Below are 18691 nucleotides of genomic sequence, written 5' to 3'. Positions count from 1 at the left end.
GGGCTTTTGTACTTATTATTCCCCTACAGCCGCTTTGATGAACTCGCGGAATAGTGGTTGTGGTCGTTGTGGACGTGAGATGAATTCTGGGTGGAACTGAGATGCGACGAAGAATGGGTGATTTGGAATTTCGATCACTTCGATTAATCGGCCATCTGGGCTCGTACCCGAGAAAATGAAGCCTGCTGCTTCAAATTGCTCACGGTATTCATTATTGAACTCGTAACGGTGACGGTGACGCTCGTATACTAACTCTTGTCCGTAAGCTTCATACGCTTTAGAGCCAGGAACCAGTTTACAAGGTTGAAGTCCTAAGCGCAGTGTACCGCCTAAATCTTCGACGTCTTTTTGTTCCGGTAACAAGTCGATGATTGGGTATGGTGTTGCTGGATTCAATTCCGCAGAATGTGCGTCTTTCATATCCAAAATGTTTCGTGCAAATTCAACAGTTGCTAATTGCATTCCTAAACAAATACCTAAGAATGGTACATTGTTCTCACGTGCATAAGCAGTTGCCGCAATTTTCCCTTCAACTCCACGGTCACCAAAGCCACCTGGAACTAGAACGCCGTCAACATCGCTTAACCATTCAGCTACATTGCCTTCGTTCACGTGTTCAGCGTTGATCCATTTCACTTCAACGTCTGCATCAAATGCAAACCCTGCATGTTTCATCGCTTCAACGACTGAGATGTACGCATCTTGTAATTCAACGTATTTACCAACTAAACCAATGCGCACTTTTTTCGATAAGTTTTTCACTCGGTCTACTAGAGCAGTCCAATCGGCCATGTCTGCTTCAGGCGCCTTGATGCCGAAGTGATCAAGAACAATTTGGTCCATATGTTGTTCTTGAAGCATCAATGGTACTTCGTATAATGACTCAGCATCACGTGCTTCAATTACTTCGCTTGCTTTAATGTCACAGAACAACGCAATTTTATCTTTCATGTCTTGTGGTACTGCATATTCTGTTCGCACTACGATAATGTTTGGCTGAATTCCTAAACTGCGCAATTCTTTAACACTATGTTGTGTAGGTTTTGTTTTCATTTCGCCTGCAGCACGGATGTATGGAATTAATGTACAGTGGATGTACATAACATTTTCAGCACCGAAGTCGCCTTTCATTTGGCGGATCGCTTCAAGGAATGGCAGTGATTCGATATCCCCTACTGTTCCACCAATTTCAGTGATGACGACATCTGCATGTGTTTCTTTTGCAGAACGAACTAAACGTTCTTTAATTTCATTTGTGATATGTGGAATGACTTGAACCGTTCCGCCCAAATAGTCGCCACGACGTTCTTTTTTCAACACTGCAGAATATACTTTCCCTGTTGTTACGTTTGAGAATTTGCTGACATTAATGTCAATGAAACGCTCATAGTGACCAAGATCCAAGTCTGCTTCTGCACCGTCGTCCGTTACATAAACTTCCCCATGTTGGTACGGGCTCATTGTACCTGGGTCTACGTTGATATAAGGATCGAATTTCTGGATCGCTACGTTCAAACCACGATTCTTAAGTAAACGACCTAGTGATGCCGCGGTAATTCCTTTGCCAAGTGAAGAAACTACTCCACCTGTTACGAAAATATATTTTGTCAAAGCTAACTCCTCCTGTAAGGTGTATTTGTGAATTTGGTTGAGGCATGCTGTTAAAAAGTCCAAGATTGTTTCAAGTTTCGGCTTGTTTCCAAGTTTTGAAACTTAGTGAAAACTTCTTTTCTTACAGTTTTCTATAACTTCGAACTAATGTTGCGCTTTACACTTTTAAAATAAAAAAAGCGCCCCACCTGCAGCGTTTGCAGGGGGAGCGCATTATATAAGCGTTCAATCTCCCTTTTTAGGGAGCCCAAGTAAAAGAGTAATCCGAATGACCAAAGAAGTCAAGATTTATTATACTTCTTCTTCTTCGTCTTCTTCATCCTCATCTTCTTCGTCTACGATTTCGAATTCATCTTCTGTATCAAGAAGTTCTTCAGCAACCACTTCTTCGATTTCTTCTTCATCGTCGTCTTCATCCAAATCGAAGTCTTCGTCTTCGCCATCTACATCTTCAACGAATTCATCGAAGTCTTCTTCGAATGCGATTTCATCATCATCTGAATCATCTTCAAGATCGTCTTCATCCACAGCCGCTTTTGCTTTCTTCTTGCGAACTTTTACAGTCGGCGCTGTTTCTTCTTCAATTTGTTCCACTGGGTACCACTCGCGTAAGCCCCAACGATTTTCCGAGATCGCAAGGAAGCGACCATCGATGTTCATATCTGTATAGTACTGAAGCATACGTTCTTTCATTTGTGCATCAGTAAAATGATTTAATTTTTTAATCTCATCTAGTAATTCTTGCAAAGTCAGAGATTCGTGTTTTTCTTCCAATACTGCATATCCTAAATCTATAAACGATTCTTCACTTAGTTGTTCTGTTGTCATTTCACGAAATTTCAAATCGTGCACGTCCTTTCTACATACGTTGGCATAATAACCATTATATACAAACCTCATTGAAATATGCTACCGTGATTTGTTGTTTTTTGATTCACGCAATCTCAACCAGCCAAAATAAAACAAGTAAATCGATAATATTAGCAAAGGAATGGATCCCATTTGCTTATTATACAAGAAAAACGTCACGATAAGGCATGCCAAAATCACGACATAATGTATTGTATTTTTCATGATTGACATCCTCCTAAATCCTCTTGTTCTATTATACCCAAATAAGTTAATAAGTTCGTCATTTTATCAAGAGATTCCGAATATTATTTGATTTCTAATATTTATCAAATTGGAAAACTATGCCATACTAATAAAAAATACTTCTTTGTGCAAAGGACTCGATGATGAATAGAAAAATTAAACTATACACGATGGGACTCTTTCTCCTATTGATAGGTTCCCAGTATTGGGTCACCTTGAATGAACAGAAAGCGCCGCCTTCACCTGAATGGAGCCGATCTTTTCCTACAGATGAGCAAGCCAGTGATTATGTAAAACTCCAAAGTGTGCCGACTGAAAATGGCCACGCAATTAGCTTGTTGAATTTCAGAAGACTGGATTTATATGACTGTTCATTAGATATGGTTTGTAAAAAAACGTGGTCGAATACAGAATTGAACGCTAAGAAGAATACATGGAGCGACGGTAAAACTTCCTACTATCTCGTTGAAGATTCGCTCATTCGTTCGACTGTTTCTGGTGAAAAAGAAATGATTGCCGACTAGGTTGAGGATTTCATAAAGACTGGCGACACACTAGTTTATTGGACAGCGGATCAAAAAGTGTTCATTGAAAAAGGCAAGACAGTCCCAGTCTCCTACATCACCGAGAAACCGATATTCACTGCAGAGGTTGTGGGTGAGAAAATTTTCATCCTTACCCGTGACGTCCTCACGAATCGGTTCACCGTATATCAGGCTGATGGTGACATAAATGAATTGTTCGAGTTCACCACGAATTCCAGTGAAATCATTCAATCGCTGAGGATTTATTCAAAGCAGGATCAGCAATACGGCATGTTGTTAGATATTGGAATCAATTCCGGCGGCTCGCGACAAAAATTTATACGAACAACCACGTTCAATTTAGCGGAGCAAGAAACGCCTTCTTTCTCTGAACTTACTTTTGTCGATCAGAAAACCGGTGTCGAATTAACAGACGTTCGCTTTCCGAATCTCTATGTCGGAAAAGCCAATACATATATTTCTTTCACCGCTTCGCACTATGATTCATCTGGCAAAAAAGTGAATCAAGCGTATGTCGGTGCTGCTGCCGATAAACTGATTGAGGCATCGGCTTCTACGAAAGTTGGAGATCTTTATACTAATCCGATTCTACTCAATGACGATACCCTGGCATATTTCCAATCAAACGGAACTGTTCAAAAACTAATGTATTCTTCAACCACCGAAGAAAAACGTGAGCAAAGTTTGAACGGTCTTGAAAGCGACAATATGGAAGCACTCTATACATTGTTAACGATTCTGTTTAACGGCTTCGTGATGATGTTGCTTTCTTTCGCTTGGTTTATTCCGGCATTTAGCATTGGTTATGGCTCACTTGCTTTACTTCATAAAATGCGTAATGCCAATGCTTACTTCATTGCCTTACTGGTGAATACATTTGCTTTGGTTGTCAGCCAACTCACCTTGTTTGTAACCGTCTTCAACACTGAGAACATCATCATGAAAACTCCTTATATAACAGAGGTTTGGCAACTCAACGCGATACTTATTTTCGCAGGTATTTTATGTTTAGTTCCTATTTTCATTTCTCGCACAAAAGTAACGGAAGACAATGGCAATACGTTGATTTTATATTCGACTGCTGTGAATTTCATGATTCTATTTTTCTTGATTGGTCCGTATTTTTTATAAGACTTTGTTAGAAAAAAGGTTGATTTGTAGTCAGTTTATAAAAAGGGTTGCCCTTATGGAGATTTCCCCATTGGATGATCACCTAGCAAGATATGATTTATAGAGTTAAAAAAATCCCGTTTCCTTGGCGTCTTGCCGTGGAACGGGATTTTTTTTATTTGTAGGTTAACCTTCCCTCACAGAAAAGAGCCTGTAGCGAATAGCGAATCGGCTCCCATTCAGGGGTTAAAGATTTGATGGTTTTATTTTCGCTGCGCTGCTGTTGGGAGATGGGATGTCTCGAGGTTTTTCATGTTTTCAGACGTGGACGCAGATTTTTAAGACGTCAATGGCATATTTTCAGACGTCGAGCTCAATTTCTCAGACGTCAACTCCATAAAGTCAGACTGAGCAACCGCTCAGGTTACATCCCACAGAAAAGAGCCTGTAGCGAATAGCGAAATGGCTCCCATTTAGGGTTTAAAGATTTGATGGTTTTGTTTTCGCTGCGCTGCTGTTGGGAGAAGTGATGTCTCGAGGTTTTTCATTTTTTCAGACGTGGATGCTGATTTTTCAGACGTGAATGCCATTATTTCAGACGTCGAGCTCTATTTCTCAGACGTCAACTCCATAAAGTCAGACTGAGCAATCATTCGGGTCACATCCAACAGAAAAGAGCCTGTAGCGAATAGCGAAATGGCTCCCATTTAGGGGTTAAAGATTTGATGGTTTTGTTTTCGCTGCGCTGCTGTTGGGAGATGGGATATCTCGAGGTTTTTCGTATTTTCAGACGTGGACGCAGATTTTTCAGACCTGAATGCCATTTTTTCAGACGTCGAGCTCCGTTTCTCAGACGTCAACTCCATAAAGTCAGACTGAGCAACCGCTCAGGTTACATCCTACAGAAAAGAGCCTGAAGCGAATAGCGAAATGGCTCCTATTTAGGGTTTCAAGATTTTATGGTTTTGTTTTCGCTACGCTGCTGTTTGGAGAGGTGATGTCTCGAGGTTTTTCGTGTTTTCAGACGTGGACGCAGATTTTTCAGACGTCGATGCCATTTTTTCAGACGTCGAGCTCCATTTTTCAGACGTCAACTCTATAAAGTCAGACTGAGCAATCGTTCAGGTTACATGATAAAGAAAAGAGGCCCGACAAGTCGGGCCTCTCTTCTTTATTGTCTAGCTCCAAACGCCAGCTCACACCTAAGCTTCAGAACCTCATGCGAAAACAAGTTTTCGAATCGGTTCTTCCAGCGCCGGTGTTGAGCTACATGGCGTTCTCCGCTTTTCGTTTTACATATTACGACGGTATTGTCCGCCTACTTCGTATAGTGCGTTGGTGATTTGACCAAGTGATGCGACTTTGACTGTGTCCATCAATTGTTCGAAGATGTTGCCACCTGTTACGGCTACTTCTTTCAGGCGTTTTAGTGCAACTTCTGTTTCTGCAGCGTTTCGTTGTTGGAAGGCACGCAAGTTGAGGATTTGTGTTTCTTTTTCCTCCGTTGTCGCACGTGCGATTTCCATGTTGTCAATGCTTTCCGCTGAAGGCGGGTTCGGGTTTAAGTATGTGTTCACACCGATGATTGGTAGCTCGCCCGTATGTTTCAGCATTTCATAATGCATCGATTCTTCTTGAATTTTTCCGCGTTGGTACTGAGTTTCCATAGCACCAAGCACGCCACCACGATCATTGATGCGATCGAATTCAGACAGTACTGCTTCTTCCACTAGGTCCGTCATTTCTTCAATAATGAACGCCCCTTGTAGTGGGTTTTCGTTTTTCGCAAGACCGTGTTCTTTAGTGATGATCATTTGAATCGCCATTGCACGACGAACAGATTCTTCTGTCGGTGTTGTAATCGCTTCGTCATATGCATTTGTGTGAAGTGAGTTACAGTTATCCTGCAACGCCATCAATGCTTGAAGTGTAGTACGAATATCGTTGAAATCGATTTCCTGTGCATGCAAGCTTCGACCAGAAGTTTGAACATGATACTTCAATTTTTGGCTGCGGTCATTTGCGCCATATTTATCGCGCATAACGACTGCCCAAATACGACGAGCGACACGGCCGATTACAGTGTATTCCGGATCCAAACCGTTCGAGAAGAAGAACGATAAGTTTGGTGCGAAATCGTCAATGTTCATTCCGCGGCTCAAGTAATACTCAACATACGTGAATCCATTTGCCAGCGTAAACGCCAATTGTGAAATTGGGTTCGCTCCAGCTTCTGCAATATGGTAGCCAGAAATAGATACTGAATAGTAGTTGCGTACTTTTGAATCGATAAAGTACTGTTGAATATCACCCATCATGCGAAGTGCGAATTCCGTAGAGAAAATACATGTATTTTGTCCTTGGTCTTCTTTTAAAATATCCGCTTGAACAGTTCCGCGAACGACTTGCATCGTTTTTTCGCGAACTTCTGTGAATTCTTCAACCGTTAACGTACGACCTAACTTCTCTTCGTTCAGCTTCACTTGTTGGTCGATTGCCGTGTTCATGAACATTGCCAAAATAATTGGCGCTGGTCCATTGATCGTCATTGACACAGAAGTGGAAGGAGCACACAAATCAAAGCCATCGTAAAGTTTCTTCATATCTTCTAGCGTACAAATGCTCACGCCTGACTCTCCGACTTTCCCGAAAATATCTGGACGCTCATCTGGATCTTCCCCGTAAAGGGTTACAGAATCGAAAGCCGTAGATAAACGTTTCGCATCGTCGTCTTTTGATAAGTAATGGAAGCGACGGTTTGTGCGTTCAGGTGTTCCTTCGCCAGCAAATTGACGTTTTGGATCTTCCCCTTCACGTTTGAACGGAAATACGCCTGCTGTATATGGGAATGAACCCGGCACGTTTTCTTTATACACCCAACGTAAAATTTCACCATAATCCACGAACTTCGGTAAAACGACTTTCGGGATTTTCAGGCCACTTAGGCTTTCCGTACGTAAAATCGTGCGGATTTCTTTATCGCGAATTTGAGTGACGAATTCGTCTCCCGCATATGCTTCTTTCAACGCTTTCCAGTTGTCCAAAATGCGTTTGGATTCAGCTGTCAATTCGTCACGTACTCCTTGTGCAAGAGAAGTTAATGACTCGACCAATGCATCGTTTGGAGCTTTTTCGTTGACCGCTTCAATCGCACCTTCCAATTGGAACAAACGACGAGCGAACGCTACTTGTTGATCGGACTTTTTGTGGTAGCCACGTACAGCGTCCGTGATTTCACGCAAGTAATAACGACGTTCATTTGGAATGATGACGTTTTGCTTTTGCGTTTTCACAAATTGCTCATACGAAGTTTCCCAGCTCGTTCCGCATACTTCATTGACACGTGACACTAAAGCTGCGAACAAGGAGTTCGTACCTTTATCGTTGAACTGGCTAGCGATTGTGCCGTAAACAGGCATTGTATCAATACTTGCATCCCATAAACCACGGCTGCGTTGATATTGTTTTTGAACTTGGCGAAGCGCATCTTCCGAACCTTTGCGCTCGTATTTATTGATGACAATCAAGTCAGCGTAATCAATCATATCGATTTTTTCCAATTGAGATGGAGCGCCGAATTCACTCGTCATGACATACATCGATACGTCTGCCACGTTCGTGATTTCTGCATCCCCTTGCCCAATCCCACTCGTTTCCACGATGATCAAATCGTAGCCAGCTACTCGTACTACGTCCAGTACGTCGCCAATGGCACCCGATAATTCAGTACGTGAGCCACGTGTTGCCAAACTGCGCATGAAGACACGTTTATTAAAGATTGCATTCATGCGAATACGGTCTCCAAGTAATGCCCCACCCGTTTTTTGTTTCGTCGGGTCAATTGAAAGAACAGCGATTTTTTTATCCGGTAATTCCGATAAGAAACGGCGAATCAGTTCATCCGTCAATGAAGATTTACCAGCTCCGCCTGTACCTGTGATTCCTAGTACTGGCGTGCCTTTAGATAGTTCGCGTGCTTTTTCTACCAATGCTTTTGCTTCTGCGTTTTCATTGTTTGCACCGTCTTCAGCCACACTGATTAAGTGCGCTAATATTTCTGGATGTTCCGTATCGACTTGAGCCAATTGTTGAACTGCATTGTTTGCTTCAACTGCTTTGTCACAGTCTTCCACCATGCGATTGATCATGCCTTGAAGACCTAGTGTACGACCGTCTTCTGGTGAGAAAATCCAAGCGATGCCGTAATCATGAAGTTCTTTAATTTCTTTCGGAATGATAACACCGCCACCGCCGCCGTAAATGCGGATATGAGGTGCGCCTCGTTCTGCCAGTAAATCGTACATGTATTTAAAGTATTCAACATGCCCACCTTGATAAGATGAAATCGCAATTCCGTGTGCATCTTCTTGAATTGCCGCGTTCACCACTTCTTCCACGGAGCGGTTATGCCCTAAATGAATCACTTCAGCACCCGTTGATTGCAGGATGCGACGCATAATATTAATCGATGCATCATGCCCATCAAAGAGACTTGAAGCCGTCACGAAACGTACGTGGTTTTTTGGACGATAAATTTCCACTGTTGCTGTCATGCTTTTCCCCCATTCCCTTGTATCCCTTGTAAGAAAAATGTTGTTTGCTGTTCAATGAACTGTTCGATGGTTAGATCGCGGTGAAGCCCCCAACGTCTGAATGACCACATTTGCCCCTGGACAACGATATGGTGAGCCGCTAGTTTCACGGCATCTTCAGACAATTGCAGTTCCCCGGATTTGCGGCAAGCTTGAAGAATGTCTTCAAAAATGGCCACCATCTCAAGTTCTTTTTTCAGTACATATTGCAATGCATCTTTTGGCAGTGATTTTGATTCCTGGTACATGACCATGAATTCATCCTGCATTTCATCAATAAGCAAGTAGTAGTGACGAATAGCTGTTTTCAAGCCTTCCAGTGTTCCCGCTTGCGTTGGAAGTGCAGTCAGACGTTCCTGCACTTCTTCATAAATGCTGTCACACACTAAATACAACACGTCTTCTTTCGTACGGATGTATTCATACAGCGTGCCGATGCTGAATCCCGCTTCTTTTGCAATTTCACGAGTTGTTGTACGATGAAAGCCCTTTTGTTTAAAGAGCGCGACAGCCCCCTGAATCATTTGATTCCGGCGTTTAGAAATAAGGCTTTCATCTTTTACGGAGGACTGGACTTCGCGCTTGGACTTCATTTGCGTCACGACTTACTTCGTTAACATACGAGAAATAACAAGACGTTGAATCTCTTGTGTTCCCTCGTAGATTTGCGTAATTTTCGCGTCGCGCATGTAACGTTCCACCGGGTAGTCTTTCGTATAACCGTAACCACCGAATACTTGGACAGCTTCCACAGTCACTTTCATTGCAGTATCGCCAGCCATTAATTTCGCCATCGCAGATTCTTTTCCGTATGAACGGCCATTTGATTCCAACCAAGCTGCTTGGTACGTTAACAGACGAGATGCTTCGATCGATGTAGCCATATCAGCCAATTTGAACGATACCCCTTGGTTTGCAGCGATTGGTTTGCCGAATTGAACGCGTTCTTTTGCATAATCAACTGATGCGTCAAGTGCGCCTTGAGCGATTCCGACAGCTTGTGCTGCAATTCCGTTACGACCGCCATCAAGCGTCTTCATTGCGATGATGAATCCTTCGCCTTCAGCACCTAGCAAGTTTTCTTTCGGGATGCGGCAGTTATCGAAAATGATTTCCGTTGTTGGTGATGAACGGATGCCGAGTTTCTTTTCTTTCTTCCCAACCGAGAAGCCTTCGAAATCAGCTTCAACGATAAATGCACTTGTACCTTTATGTTTTGAAGTCGGATCTGTTACTGCAAATACTACGTAGATGTCGGCAATTCCACCGTTTGTAATGAAGATTTTCGAACCATTCAACACATAGTGATCGCCATCTAGTTTAGCTGTTGTTTTCATGCCGCCAGCGTCAGAACCTGAACCAGCTTCTGTTAGACCGTAACCGCCAATTTTTGTTCCTTCAGCCATTGGGCGAAGGTATTTTTGTTTTTGTTCTTCGTTGCCGTATTTGAAGATCGGCCATCCAGCAAGTGATGTATGAGCTGAAAGTGTTACACCAGTTGAAGCACAGACACGTGATAGTTCTTCAACAGCGATACAGTACGCAAGGTAATCTGAACCGATTCCGCCGTACTCTTCAGGCCAAGGAATCCCTGTTAAACCAAGCTCCGCCATTTTGTCGAAAATTTCACGGTCAAAACGTTCTTCTTCGTCACGTTCTGCTGCAGTTGGTGCTACTTCTTTCGTCGCGAAGTCGCGAACCATTTTACGAATCATTTCATGTTCTTCTGTTAGTTTGAAGTTCATTTTCATGCCCACCTTATATTTTTTAGTTTATTAAATGTAAATTATTAAAACGTTCACCTATCGCGGCTTTAGACCTTATTATTTCAATAAGTGCTTGCCGATTACGAGTCGTTGGATTTCTGATGTACCTTCATATATTTCCGTTACTTTGGCATCTCGGAAATAACGTTCTACTGGGTAGTCTTCTGTGTAGCCGTAGCCACCAAATACTTGAACTGCTTCAATCGCTGTTTCTACTGCGGTTTTAGAGGCGAATAGTTTTGCCATTGACGCTTCTTTTCCACACGCTAATCCACGAGAACGTAAATCTGCTGCGCGATAGACAAGTAGTTTTGAAGCTTCAACAGCTGTTGCCATATCCGCTATTTTAAAGCCAACACCTTGTTGCGCTGCAATTGGTTTACCGAATTGCACGCGCTCTTTTGCGTACCCTACTGCTGCTTCGTATGCAGCTTCTGCTATGCCAAGTGCCTGTGCGGCAATACCGATTCGGCCGACATCCAGATTGGCCAAGGCGATTTTAAACCCTTCACCTTCTTGACCTAATAAGTTTTCAACCGGAACTCTCATATCTTCAAATGTTAGCTGAACTGTACGTGAGCCATGCAAGCCCATTTTGTGTTCATCTTTCCCGATAATCAGACCTGGTGTGTCTTTATCAACGATGAAGGCTGAAACGCCTCTAGAGCCTAGTGATGCGTCAGTTGAAGCGAACACAATGTATACGTCAGCTTCTCCACCGTTCGTAATGAAAACTTTTGAACCGTTAATTTTATAATGATCTCCGTCTTTAACTGCTTTTGATTTCATGGAACCGACATCTGAGCCTGCAGATGGTTCAGTTAAGCAAAATGCACCTAAATATTCGCCAGCCGCTAATTTCGGGATATATTTTTGTTTTTGCTCTTCGTTACCGAAGTACAAAATCGGGTTCGTTCCCACTGATGTATGAACAGATAGGATTACTCCGACAACTGCACTTACTTTTGATAATTCATGAATGGCAATAATGTAGCTTGTGAAATCCATTTCCGAACCGCCGTACTTTTCGGGAATCGTTATACCCATTAAGCCAAGCTCCGCCATTTTATTTAAGACTTCACGAGGAAATTCACCTTGTTCCATTTTTTCAATGAACGGTTCGATTTCCGTTTTGGCAAAGTCGCGCACCATATTGCGCATCATGATTTGTTCTTCTGTAAATTTCAATTCCATTGGTAATGCCCCCTATTCGTACTCGTAAAAACCGCGACCTGTTTTCTTACCTAACCAGCCAGCTTTTACATATTTGCGAAGCAGTGGGCACGGACGATATTTGCTGTCGCCGAAGCCGTCATGCAGGATTTCCATAATATACAAACACGTATCAAGACCGATGAAATCTGCTAATTGCAAAGGTCCCATTGGGTGATTCATGCCAAGCTTCATCACGTCGTCAATTGCTTCTTTCGTTGCCACACCTTCGTACAATGTGTAGATGGCTTCGTTAATCATTGGCATAAGAATACGGTTTGAAACGAAACCTGGGAAGTCGTTTACTTCAACAGGCACTTTGTTCAGTTTTTTCGTCATCTCTTCGATACTTGTGTAAACTTCGTCTGTCGTTGCAAGTCCACGGATGATTTCAACCAGTTTCATAACAGGTACCGGATTCATAAAGTGCATGCCGATTACCTGTTCCGGACGATTTGTCGCTGCAGCGATTTCCGTGATTGGCAATGATGAAGTATTTGAAGCAAGGATAGCGTGCTTTGGTGTAATTTCATCAAGTTGTTTGAAAATCTTTTGTTTGATTTCCATGTTTTCAACTGCCGCTTCAATGACTAAATCAACGTCCGATGCATCATTTAAATCTAATGATTTTGTGATACGAGAAAGCACTTGTTCTTTCTCGTCTTCTGTCATGCGTCCTTTTTCTACATTGCGTGATAAGTTTTTTGTGATTGTCGAAAGTCCGCGTTGGAAAAATTCTTCTTTCATGTCGTTCAGTTTCACGTCAAAGCCAGCTTGTGCGCACACTTGTGCAATTCCTGACCCCATTTGACCTGCCCCGATTACGAGTACTTTTTGAATTGTCATCTTGTTGTCCTCCTCTATAGGTTCACGCTAAGTTATTAAGCTTTAGGAACTTCAATCATGATCGCATCGCCTTGACCGCCACCAGAACAGATTGCTGCGATTCCGATTCCGCCACCGCGACGTTTCAATTCATACGCTAATGTCAAAATGATACGTGTGCCAGATGCCCCGATTGGGTGACCAAGTGCTACAGCACCACCATTTACGTTGACTTTCGTTTCATCCAGGTTTGCAATCTGTGCAGATGCCAAAGCGACTGCTGCAAATGCTTCGTTGATTTCGAATAAATCGATTTCTTCTAGTTTTTTGCCTGTTTTTTCTAAGATGGCATTGATCACAAGACCAGGTGTTTGTGGGAAGTTTTCTGGTTCAATTGCCACTTCCGCGTGACCGATCACGTAAGCAAGTGGTGTTTTGCCTTCCGCTTTCGCTTTATCTTCACTCATCAACACAAGTGCTGCCGCTCCATCATTGACGCCAGGTGCGTTACCTGCTGTGATGCTGCCTTCTTTTCCGAAAACCGGCTTTAATTTCGATAAAGATTCGACTGATGTGTCACGACGAGGTGCTTCGTCTTGGTCAATTTTTAATGCATCGCCCTTACGTTGTGGAACTTCTACTGGTGTAATTTCTTCCGCGAATGTTCCATTGTCGATTGCTTTTAACGCTAAATCATGACTGCGGAATGACCAGGCATCTTGAGCTTCACGAGACAACTCGAATTGCTCAGCCGTCGTATTGCCGTAAGTGCCCATGTGAACGCGTTTTGGATTGAATGAACATGAAAGTCCGTCATAAATCATGCCGTCTATCATTTGTGCATCGCCCATGCGTAAACCGAAGCGACCTTTTGGCAAGTAATACGGTGCGTTTGACATCGATTCCATGCCGCCAGCAACGATTGTTTCTTCTTCACCTAAACGGATGAGTTGATCTGCCAACGTGACTGCACGCATACCAGATGCACACACTTTGTTAATTGTTTCTGTTTTTACGCTCCAAGGCAGGCCAGCTTTTGTCGCTGCTTGACGAGAAGGAATTTGTCCTTGCCCAGCTTGTAATACCGTTCCCATGATCACTTCATCCACTGATTCCGGTGCAACGCCTGCGCGGTTCAATGCTTCTTTGATGGCTACGCCACCTAAATCGCTTGCAGAAAGTGAAGCGAGTGCCCCACCCATTTTTCCGAATGCTGTACGTGCGCCATCTAAAATAACTGTTTTTGTCATGATTGTTGCCTCCTTTGATTTGTATACGCTTACAGTTTTGTGTTTTTCAAGAATTGCGACAATTTATTGTGTGGATAGTTGATTTTTCTATTGAATTATCGCGGCACGTAGGAAAAAACGGGCTTCACGTAGGAAAAATCAGAGTCTTAGTTGTAATAATTGACGTTGACGTAGGAAAAATCGACGTTCACGTTGTAAAAGGGTGTTTTCTGCATCGCGAGCCAGCTTCTTCGCAAAACTTTTGCGCCTGCGGTTACACGGCGCGAAAAGCATTGCTCCTGTTTCTGCATCGCTTCGCTAGCTTCGAAACATGAAAGTTCGTTGCATCGCTGCGCTAGTTTCGTCGCAAATAAATAATCCACTTTGGGTGGATTATTTATTGACTGAACGCTCGCTCGACTTTGACTCAAAGAAAAAGGGAGTTCTAGGACTCCCTTTTCCAATTGACTTAATTGTATCGAATATTTACTAATTTATCAATCTACTGAACGATTGGTTGTGGTTCTTCTACTTCAACTGGTGGCATGTAATCGCCTAGTACTGAGCGTTCTAGTAGTTCTGCGATGTCGTATGTGCCAATTGTTTCTTCTACTTCTTTTGCTTTCGTACCGTCTGAAAGCATGGTTAAGCAGTAAGGACAGCCTGATGAGATCATGGTTGGGTTTACGGCAATTGCTTGCTCTGTACGTGCTACGTTTACACGGTTTCCAACATGTTCTTCCATCCACATCATCCCGCCGCCAGCTCCACAGCACATACCGGTTTCGCGTGTACGATCCATTTCCACAAGCTTGACGCCTGGGATGGCACGTAAGATCTCACGTGGTGGGTCGTAAACATCGTTGTATCGGCCTAAGTAACATGAATCATGGAACGTGATGGTTTCGTCGATTGCATATTGCGGTTTCAAGCGACCTTGTTGGACTAAGTCATACAGCATTTCAGTATGGTGAAGAACTTCCCCGCTCCATCCGAAGTCTGGGTATTCATTTTTAAAGATATTGTATGCGTGCGGATCGATTGTGACAATCTTCGTTACGCCCGCTTTTTCAAACTCAGAAATATTTGATCCGGCAAGTTCCTGGAATAGGAATTCGTTCCCTAAACGACGTGGTGTGTCGCCAGAGTTCTTTTCTTTGTTTCCAAGAATCGCGAATTTCACGCCAGCTTCGTTCATCAAACGAGCAAATGCTATGGCGATTTTTTGTGAGCGGTTGTCGAATGAACCCATTGAGCCTACCCAGAACAAGTATTCAAACTCTTCACCAGCTTTTGAAACTTCTTTCACTGTTGGAATGTGCACATCTGGTCGTGCGTCACGCCAGTTTTCTTTTTCTTTACGGTTTAGACCCCAAGGATTTCCTTGGCGTTCGATGTTTGTCATTGCACGTTGTGCATCTCCGTCCATACGTCCTTCAGTCATTACTAAGTAACGGCGAAGGTCGATGATGTGTGATACGTGCTCGATCATAACTGGACATTGATCTTCACAGTTACGGCAAGTCGTACATGCCCAAAGCTCTTCTTCTGTAATAACGTCCCCGATTAATGCCGGGTTGTAAATATCTTCGATAACTGCGCCATCCACACGAGCTGCTACTGCCAATTGATTCCCTTGTGTGTTAGCAAAGGCCATTGCAGGAACCCATGGTTTTTGTTGAGTCATGACTGCACCTGTATTTGTCAGATGGTTACGTAGTTTTGTAATCAAGTCCATTGGTGACAGCATTTTGCCTGTTCCCGTTGCTGGACACATATTCGTACAACGTCCACATTCTACACAAGCATATAAGTCGATCAGTTGCTTTTGTGATAAGTCTTGAATTTTACCAACACCGAATGACGCTTCTTCTTCCGATTCTTCATCTTCAGCTTCTTCAAAATTTATCGGACGAAGTTTTCCGACGTTATCCGTACGGTTGAAGTAAGTGTTTGCAGGTCCTGTAATCAAGTGGAAATGCTTCGATTGAGGCACATACACTAAGAATGTAAGCAGGAATAGCAAGTGAACCCACCACATGATATAGAATATCGTGATAACTGCTGTTTCAGGAAGGAATCCGAAAATAGTTGCTACTAAAGATGCAACAGGCTCTGCCCATGTTGCTGCGTGATCATGCCAGATCATGCCCATTCCGTTTCCGACTAATACGGAAACCATTAATCCGCCGATGAAGATAAGAACAAGTCCTGATTTCCATCCGCGTTTCAAACGTACTAATTTTTCAATGTAGCGACGGTAGAATGCCCACACAACCGCAACAAGAATCATCAATGTAACGACTTCCTGGAAGAATGTGAATGCCGGATACAATGGACCTAACGGTAAATGTGACCCTGGCTTCAAGCCTTTCCAGATAAAATCGATTGCTCCAAATTGTACAAGTAGGAATCCGTAGAAGAACATCACATGGATAATTCCGCTTTTCTTATCCTTCAATAATTTCTTTTGACCAAATACATTGACCATGATTTTACGCATACGCTCTTTGAAGTTATCTTCGAACTCCACTTTCTTGCCGAGTTTGATGTATTCATAGCGTGTCTTCAGCAAATACGTGAAAAGACCGACTGCGTAAGCGGTTACAACTAAGAATAAAAACCAGTTTGCCATTAATAACGGGTTCATCGCTCTCTCCCCTTCCCTTTGTTAAAATCAGTTATTTGTTATTATTCTAATAACATCAGTTTAGTAGATTGATGGAATGTTGTCGATGTTAACTTAAAGTTTAAAACTGAATGAGCATTCAGTCAATAGAAAACATTAGAAGTTTTCAGTGAAATGAATATCTCCTCCAAATCTAAAAATGAGGTGTCACCATTCATTAGCAGAACACACTAAGTAACTATAACTTAGCATACTCTTGCGAAAAACTGGAATGAAAAAAATCCTTCAGCTGTGTCTGAAGGATTAATGCTTTATCATCAATTCTCTCAATTCATTACCAAAATGATGTGATGCTCGCTTGATTGATCCTTTTTTGACACCAACTAAAACTACAGTGCAAGGTCCAGCTGACTTTTCGACATCAACTTCTGAATGAACAAATAGTTTATCATTGGCAAACAGAATCCTGACCTCTTCCTGAATCCCTTTTGATCCGACTGGCCAGATAGAGGTCACAAAACCACCATCTATTGCTAACTTCACTTTTTTCAAGTCAGCTATGGCTTTAGAATTATTAAGCACTTCACTACCCACAAAAGGTTGTCCATAAATAAACCAAGTAATATCACTCTTCACAACTTCTATGCAACGACCAATCATTGTAACTGACATAGCGGATTGTAAAAGGTCCATATTGGTTTCACTACTGCCTGTTACTAAAATACGCTCTAAATCTACGTCTTTCAGAATTCGATTAACACCTTGAACATAACCTTGCCATGCTGCGTCACCTGAAAAGTTGTGGATAATTACAGATTCCACTTGGGCATTTGCAGCCCACTGTTCGAGTAATGCTACACGAGCTGCAAAATAACTGACGACATCATTTGGTGCAAATACAAGATCGGCTTGTTTTTCACCTATACCTCCAGAGTTATCAGTTGTAACGACAAATCCGTTAGCCAGTTTCAGCGCATTTCTCATTTAACAACGACTCTCTGGTATAATCGCTTCACCACTGGTTCTAATAAAAAAGCAATGCCTGCATTTAAACATGAAGCTAGAAATAATGAAGGCACAGCTCCATAAAAAAAAGCAGGACTTATCAAAAAGTAAAATGGGAGCGGAGCAATTACGCTATTAGCTAAAATAAAAAATAGCCACTTCCATCTAACCCATCCTTTTTGATGGAGTACAGCAAAAATCCACAGTATCCCAAACATTTCTACTGCAATTAATGCATGAAATGGTCCGAATGGCATTCCTATTGATAAAGCAGACACCAAATGACCGACTGATGCAGCTATTCCTGAAAATACAGGTGGTAAAATGGCAACGGAAACTAAAGCAGGCACTGCGTCTAAAGCTGCCGAACCGATTCCCACAGGTAATTTCACGAGCGCACCAATCGCACATAAAGTTGCAATCATAGCGGTTACTGTTATTAAACGAATGTTCATCGATTATTCCTCCACTTTTTTCGCTCGTCCACCATTTCTAAAAACTTTCGCAGAACGCACGTATTCGTTGTCAGGTACGTTGACCCGCGAGTTGGCGACTCGTGAAGCAGCAAATAAATAATCGGACAAGCGATTCAAATAACGTTGCACTACAGTAGGTATGTCTTCTTCTACTTTCATCAAGGTCACCATTTGTCTTTCAGCACGCCGTGTTATGGTTCTCGCGATATGCAGAGTTGCTGCAGCTGGTGATCCTCCTGGTAAAATAAATCGTTCTAGCATTGGCGGTTCTTCCATTAGTTCATCAATTCGTTTCTCTAATACTTCTACTGGCTCTTGGGACATTTTATATGTTCGATTTGGTTTGACGTTTGCTAAATCTCCGCCACAATCGAATAATTCATTTTGAATTGCTTCTAAGTCTGTAAGCAAGTCCATGAAAATGGTTGAGTCTAGCTCTGTCATTGCTTTTCCAATAAATGAATTCACTTCATCAATGGTTCCATAAGTTTCAACTCGTGGATCATCTTTATCTGTGCGTGCCCCAATTAAACTTGTTTGTCCTTTGTCTCCAGTTCGAGTATATATCCTCAACTTGATTGTCCCCCTTAGAAAGA

General features: G+C 42.5%; 15 protein-coding genes. 2 read left to right on the top strand and 13 right to left on the bottom strand.

The genetic code is table 11. The features are described 5' to 3' along the window. Positions 1 to 15: 15 nt before the first annotated feature. The 3 genes from ACQKEV_RS03310 to ACQKEV_RS03300 all read right to left on the bottom strand — a co-directional run bounded on the left by ACQKEV_RS03310 (position 16) and on the right by ACQKEV_RS03300 (position 2685). Complete coding sequence (locus ACQKEV_RS03310; RefSeq protein ID WP_427443336.1) at positions 16 to 1611, bottom strand: CTP synthase; 1596 nt, start codon at positions 1609 to 1611, stop codon at positions 16 to 18. Between the two features lie 291 nt (positions 1612 to 1902). Continuing rightward, positions 1903 to 2454, bottom strand: a complete 552-nt coding sequence (gene rpoE, locus ACQKEV_RS03305) for a DNA-directed RNA polymerase subunit delta (protein ID WP_427443334.1) — start codon at positions 2452 to 2454, stop codon at positions 1903 to 1905. Between the two features lie 66 nt (positions 2455 to 2520). Next, positions 2521 to 2685 carry a hypothetical protein gene (locus ACQKEV_RS03300; RefSeq protein ID WP_427443333.1) on the bottom strand — a complete coding sequence of 55 codons (165 nt, stop codon included), beginning with the start codon at positions 2683 to 2685 and terminating at the stop codon, positions 2521 to 2523. Between the two features lie 164 nt (positions 2686 to 2849). Between ACQKEV_RS03300 and ACQKEV_RS03295 the strand changes: the two genes are divergently transcribed. Together ACQKEV_RS03295 and ACQKEV_RS03290 are read left to right on the top strand one after the other, a co-directional pair. Continuing rightward, the gene (locus ACQKEV_RS03295; RefSeq protein ID WP_427457703.1) at positions 2850 to 3230 is read left to right on the top strand and encodes a hypothetical protein; all 381 of its coding nucleotides are present in this window, start codon (positions 2850 to 2852) and stop codon (positions 3228 to 3230) included. A 57-nt stretch (positions 3231 to 3287) separates the two neighbouring features. Further along, the gene (locus ACQKEV_RS03290) at positions 3288 to 4382 is read left to right on the top strand and encodes a hypothetical protein (RefSeq protein ID WP_427443329.1); all 1095 of its coding nucleotides are present in this window, start codon (positions 3288 to 3290) and stop codon (positions 4380 to 4382) included. Between the two features lie 1271 nt (positions 4383 to 5653). Here ACQKEV_RS03290 and icmF read toward each other — a convergent pair. From icmF to ACQKEV_RS03240, 10 genes are all read right to left on the bottom strand, one after another. Continuing rightward, complete coding sequence (icmF, locus tag ACQKEV_RS03285) at positions 5654 to 8914, bottom strand: fused isobutyryl-CoA mutase/GTPase IcmF (protein ID WP_427443328.1); 3261 nt, start codon at positions 8912 to 8914, stop codon at positions 5654 to 5656. Continuing rightward, a complete protein-coding gene (locus tag ACQKEV_RS03280) occupies positions 8911 to 9546 on the bottom strand; it encodes a TetR/AcrR family transcriptional regulator (protein ID WP_427443326.1) in 636 nt (211 codons plus the stop codon). Before ACQKEV_RS03280 ends, icmF begins: the two co-directional genes overlap by 4 nt. A gap of 12 nt (positions 9547 to 9558) precedes the next feature. Further along, the gene (locus tag ACQKEV_RS03275; RefSeq protein ID WP_427443324.1) at positions 9559 to 10698 is read right to left on the bottom strand and encodes an acyl-CoA dehydrogenase; all 1140 of its coding nucleotides are present in this window, start codon (positions 10696 to 10698) and stop codon (positions 9559 to 9561) included. Between the two features lie 78 nt (positions 10699 to 10776). Then, positions 10777 to 11913: an acyl-CoA dehydrogenase gene (locus ACQKEV_RS03270; RefSeq protein WP_427443322.1), complete on the bottom strand. Its 1137-nt coding sequence runs from the start codon at positions 11911 to 11913 to the stop codon at positions 10777 to 10779. A gap of 12 nt (positions 11914 to 11925) precedes the next feature. After that, positions 11926 to 12777, bottom strand: a complete 852-nt coding sequence (locus ACQKEV_RS03265; RefSeq protein ID WP_427443320.1) for a 3-hydroxybutyryl-CoA dehydrogenase — start codon at positions 12775 to 12777, stop codon at positions 11926 to 11928. Between the two features lie 35 nt (positions 12778 to 12812). Beyond that, positions 12813 to 14006 carry an acetyl-CoA C-acetyltransferase gene (locus ACQKEV_RS03260; RefSeq protein WP_427443318.1) on the bottom strand — a complete coding sequence of 398 codons (1194 nt, stop codon included), beginning with the start codon at positions 14004 to 14006 and terminating at the stop codon, positions 12813 to 12815. A gap of 481 nt (positions 14007 to 14487) precedes the next feature. Further along, positions 14488 to 16635, bottom strand: a complete 2148-nt coding sequence (locus ACQKEV_RS03255) for a (Fe-S)-binding protein (protein ID WP_427443316.1) — start codon at positions 16633 to 16635, stop codon at positions 14488 to 14490. A gap of 282 nt (positions 16636 to 16917) precedes the next feature. Next, positions 16918 to 17598 carry a hypothetical protein gene (locus tag ACQKEV_RS03250; protein ID WP_427443314.1) on the bottom strand — a complete coding sequence of 227 codons (681 nt, stop codon included), beginning with the start codon at positions 17596 to 17598 and terminating at the stop codon, positions 16918 to 16920. Beyond that, complete coding sequence (locus ACQKEV_RS03245) at positions 17595 to 18074, bottom strand: ECF transporter S component (protein WP_427443312.1); 480 nt, start codon at positions 18072 to 18074, stop codon at positions 17595 to 17597. Before ACQKEV_RS03245 ends, ACQKEV_RS03250 begins: the two co-directional genes overlap by 4 nt. A 3-nt stretch (positions 18075 to 18077) precedes the next feature. After that, a complete protein-coding gene (locus ACQKEV_RS03240; protein ID WP_427443311.1) occupies positions 18078 to 18668 on the bottom strand; it encodes a cob(I)yrinic acid a,c-diamide adenosyltransferase in 591 nt (196 codons plus the stop codon). Between the last annotated feature and the right edge of the window lie 23 nt (positions 18669 to 18691).

Source organism: Paenisporosarcina sp. NPDC076907 (assembly GCF_050269735.1).
Lineage (GTDB): Bacteria > Bacillota > Bacilli > Bacillales_A > Planococcaceae > Paenisporosarcina.
Note: the sequence above shows the minus strand (reverse complement) of the source record. Positions and strands in the feature narration are given on the sequence as shown.

What these genes read in the sequence shown, in the direction of transcription:
- ACQKEV_RS03300 (WP_427443333.1), bottom strand. Translation starts at nt 2,685, where the DNA reads ATGAAAAATACAATACATTATGTCGTGATTTTGGCATGCCTTATCGTG.
- ACQKEV_RS03295 (WP_427457703.1), top strand. Translation starts at nt 2,850, where the DNA reads ATGAATAGAAAAATTAAACTATACACGATGGGACTCTTTCTCCTATTG.
- icmF (WP_427443328.1), bottom strand. Translation starts at nt 8,914, where the DNA reads ATGACAGCAACAGTGGAAATTTATCGTCCAAAAAACCACGTACGTTTC.
- ACQKEV_RS03280 (WP_427443326.1), bottom strand. Translation starts at nt 9,546, where the DNA reads ATGAAGTCCAAGCGCGAAGTCCAGTCCTCCGTAAAAGATGAAAGCCTT.
- ACQKEV_RS03275 (WP_427443324.1), bottom strand. Translation starts at nt 10,698, where the DNA reads ATGAACTTCAAACTAACAGAAGAACATGAAATGATTCGTAAAATGGTT.
- ACQKEV_RS03270 (WP_427443322.1), bottom strand. Translation starts at nt 11,913, where the DNA reads ATGGAATTGAAATTTACAGAAGAACAAATCATGATGCGCAATATGGTG.
- ACQKEV_RS03265 (WP_427443320.1), bottom strand. Translation starts at nt 12,777, where the DNA reads ATGACAATTCAAAAAGTACTCGTAATCGGGGCAGGTCAAATGGGGTCA.
- ACQKEV_RS03260 (WP_427443318.1), bottom strand. Translation starts at nt 14,006, where the DNA reads ATGACAAAAACAGTTATTTTAGATGGCGCACGTACAGCATTCGGAAAA.
- ACQKEV_RS03255 (WP_427443316.1), bottom strand. Translation starts at nt 16,635, where the DNA reads ATGAACCCGTTATTAATGGCAAACTGGTTTTTATTCTTAGTTGTAACC.
- ACQKEV_RS03250 (WP_427443314.1), bottom strand. Translation starts at nt 17,598, where the DNA reads ATGAGAAATGCGCTGAAACTGGCTAACGGATTTGTCGTTACAACTGAT.
- ACQKEV_RS03245 (WP_427443312.1), bottom strand. Translation starts at nt 18,074, where the DNA reads ATGAACATTCGTTTAATAACAGTAACCGCTATGATTGCAACTTTATGT.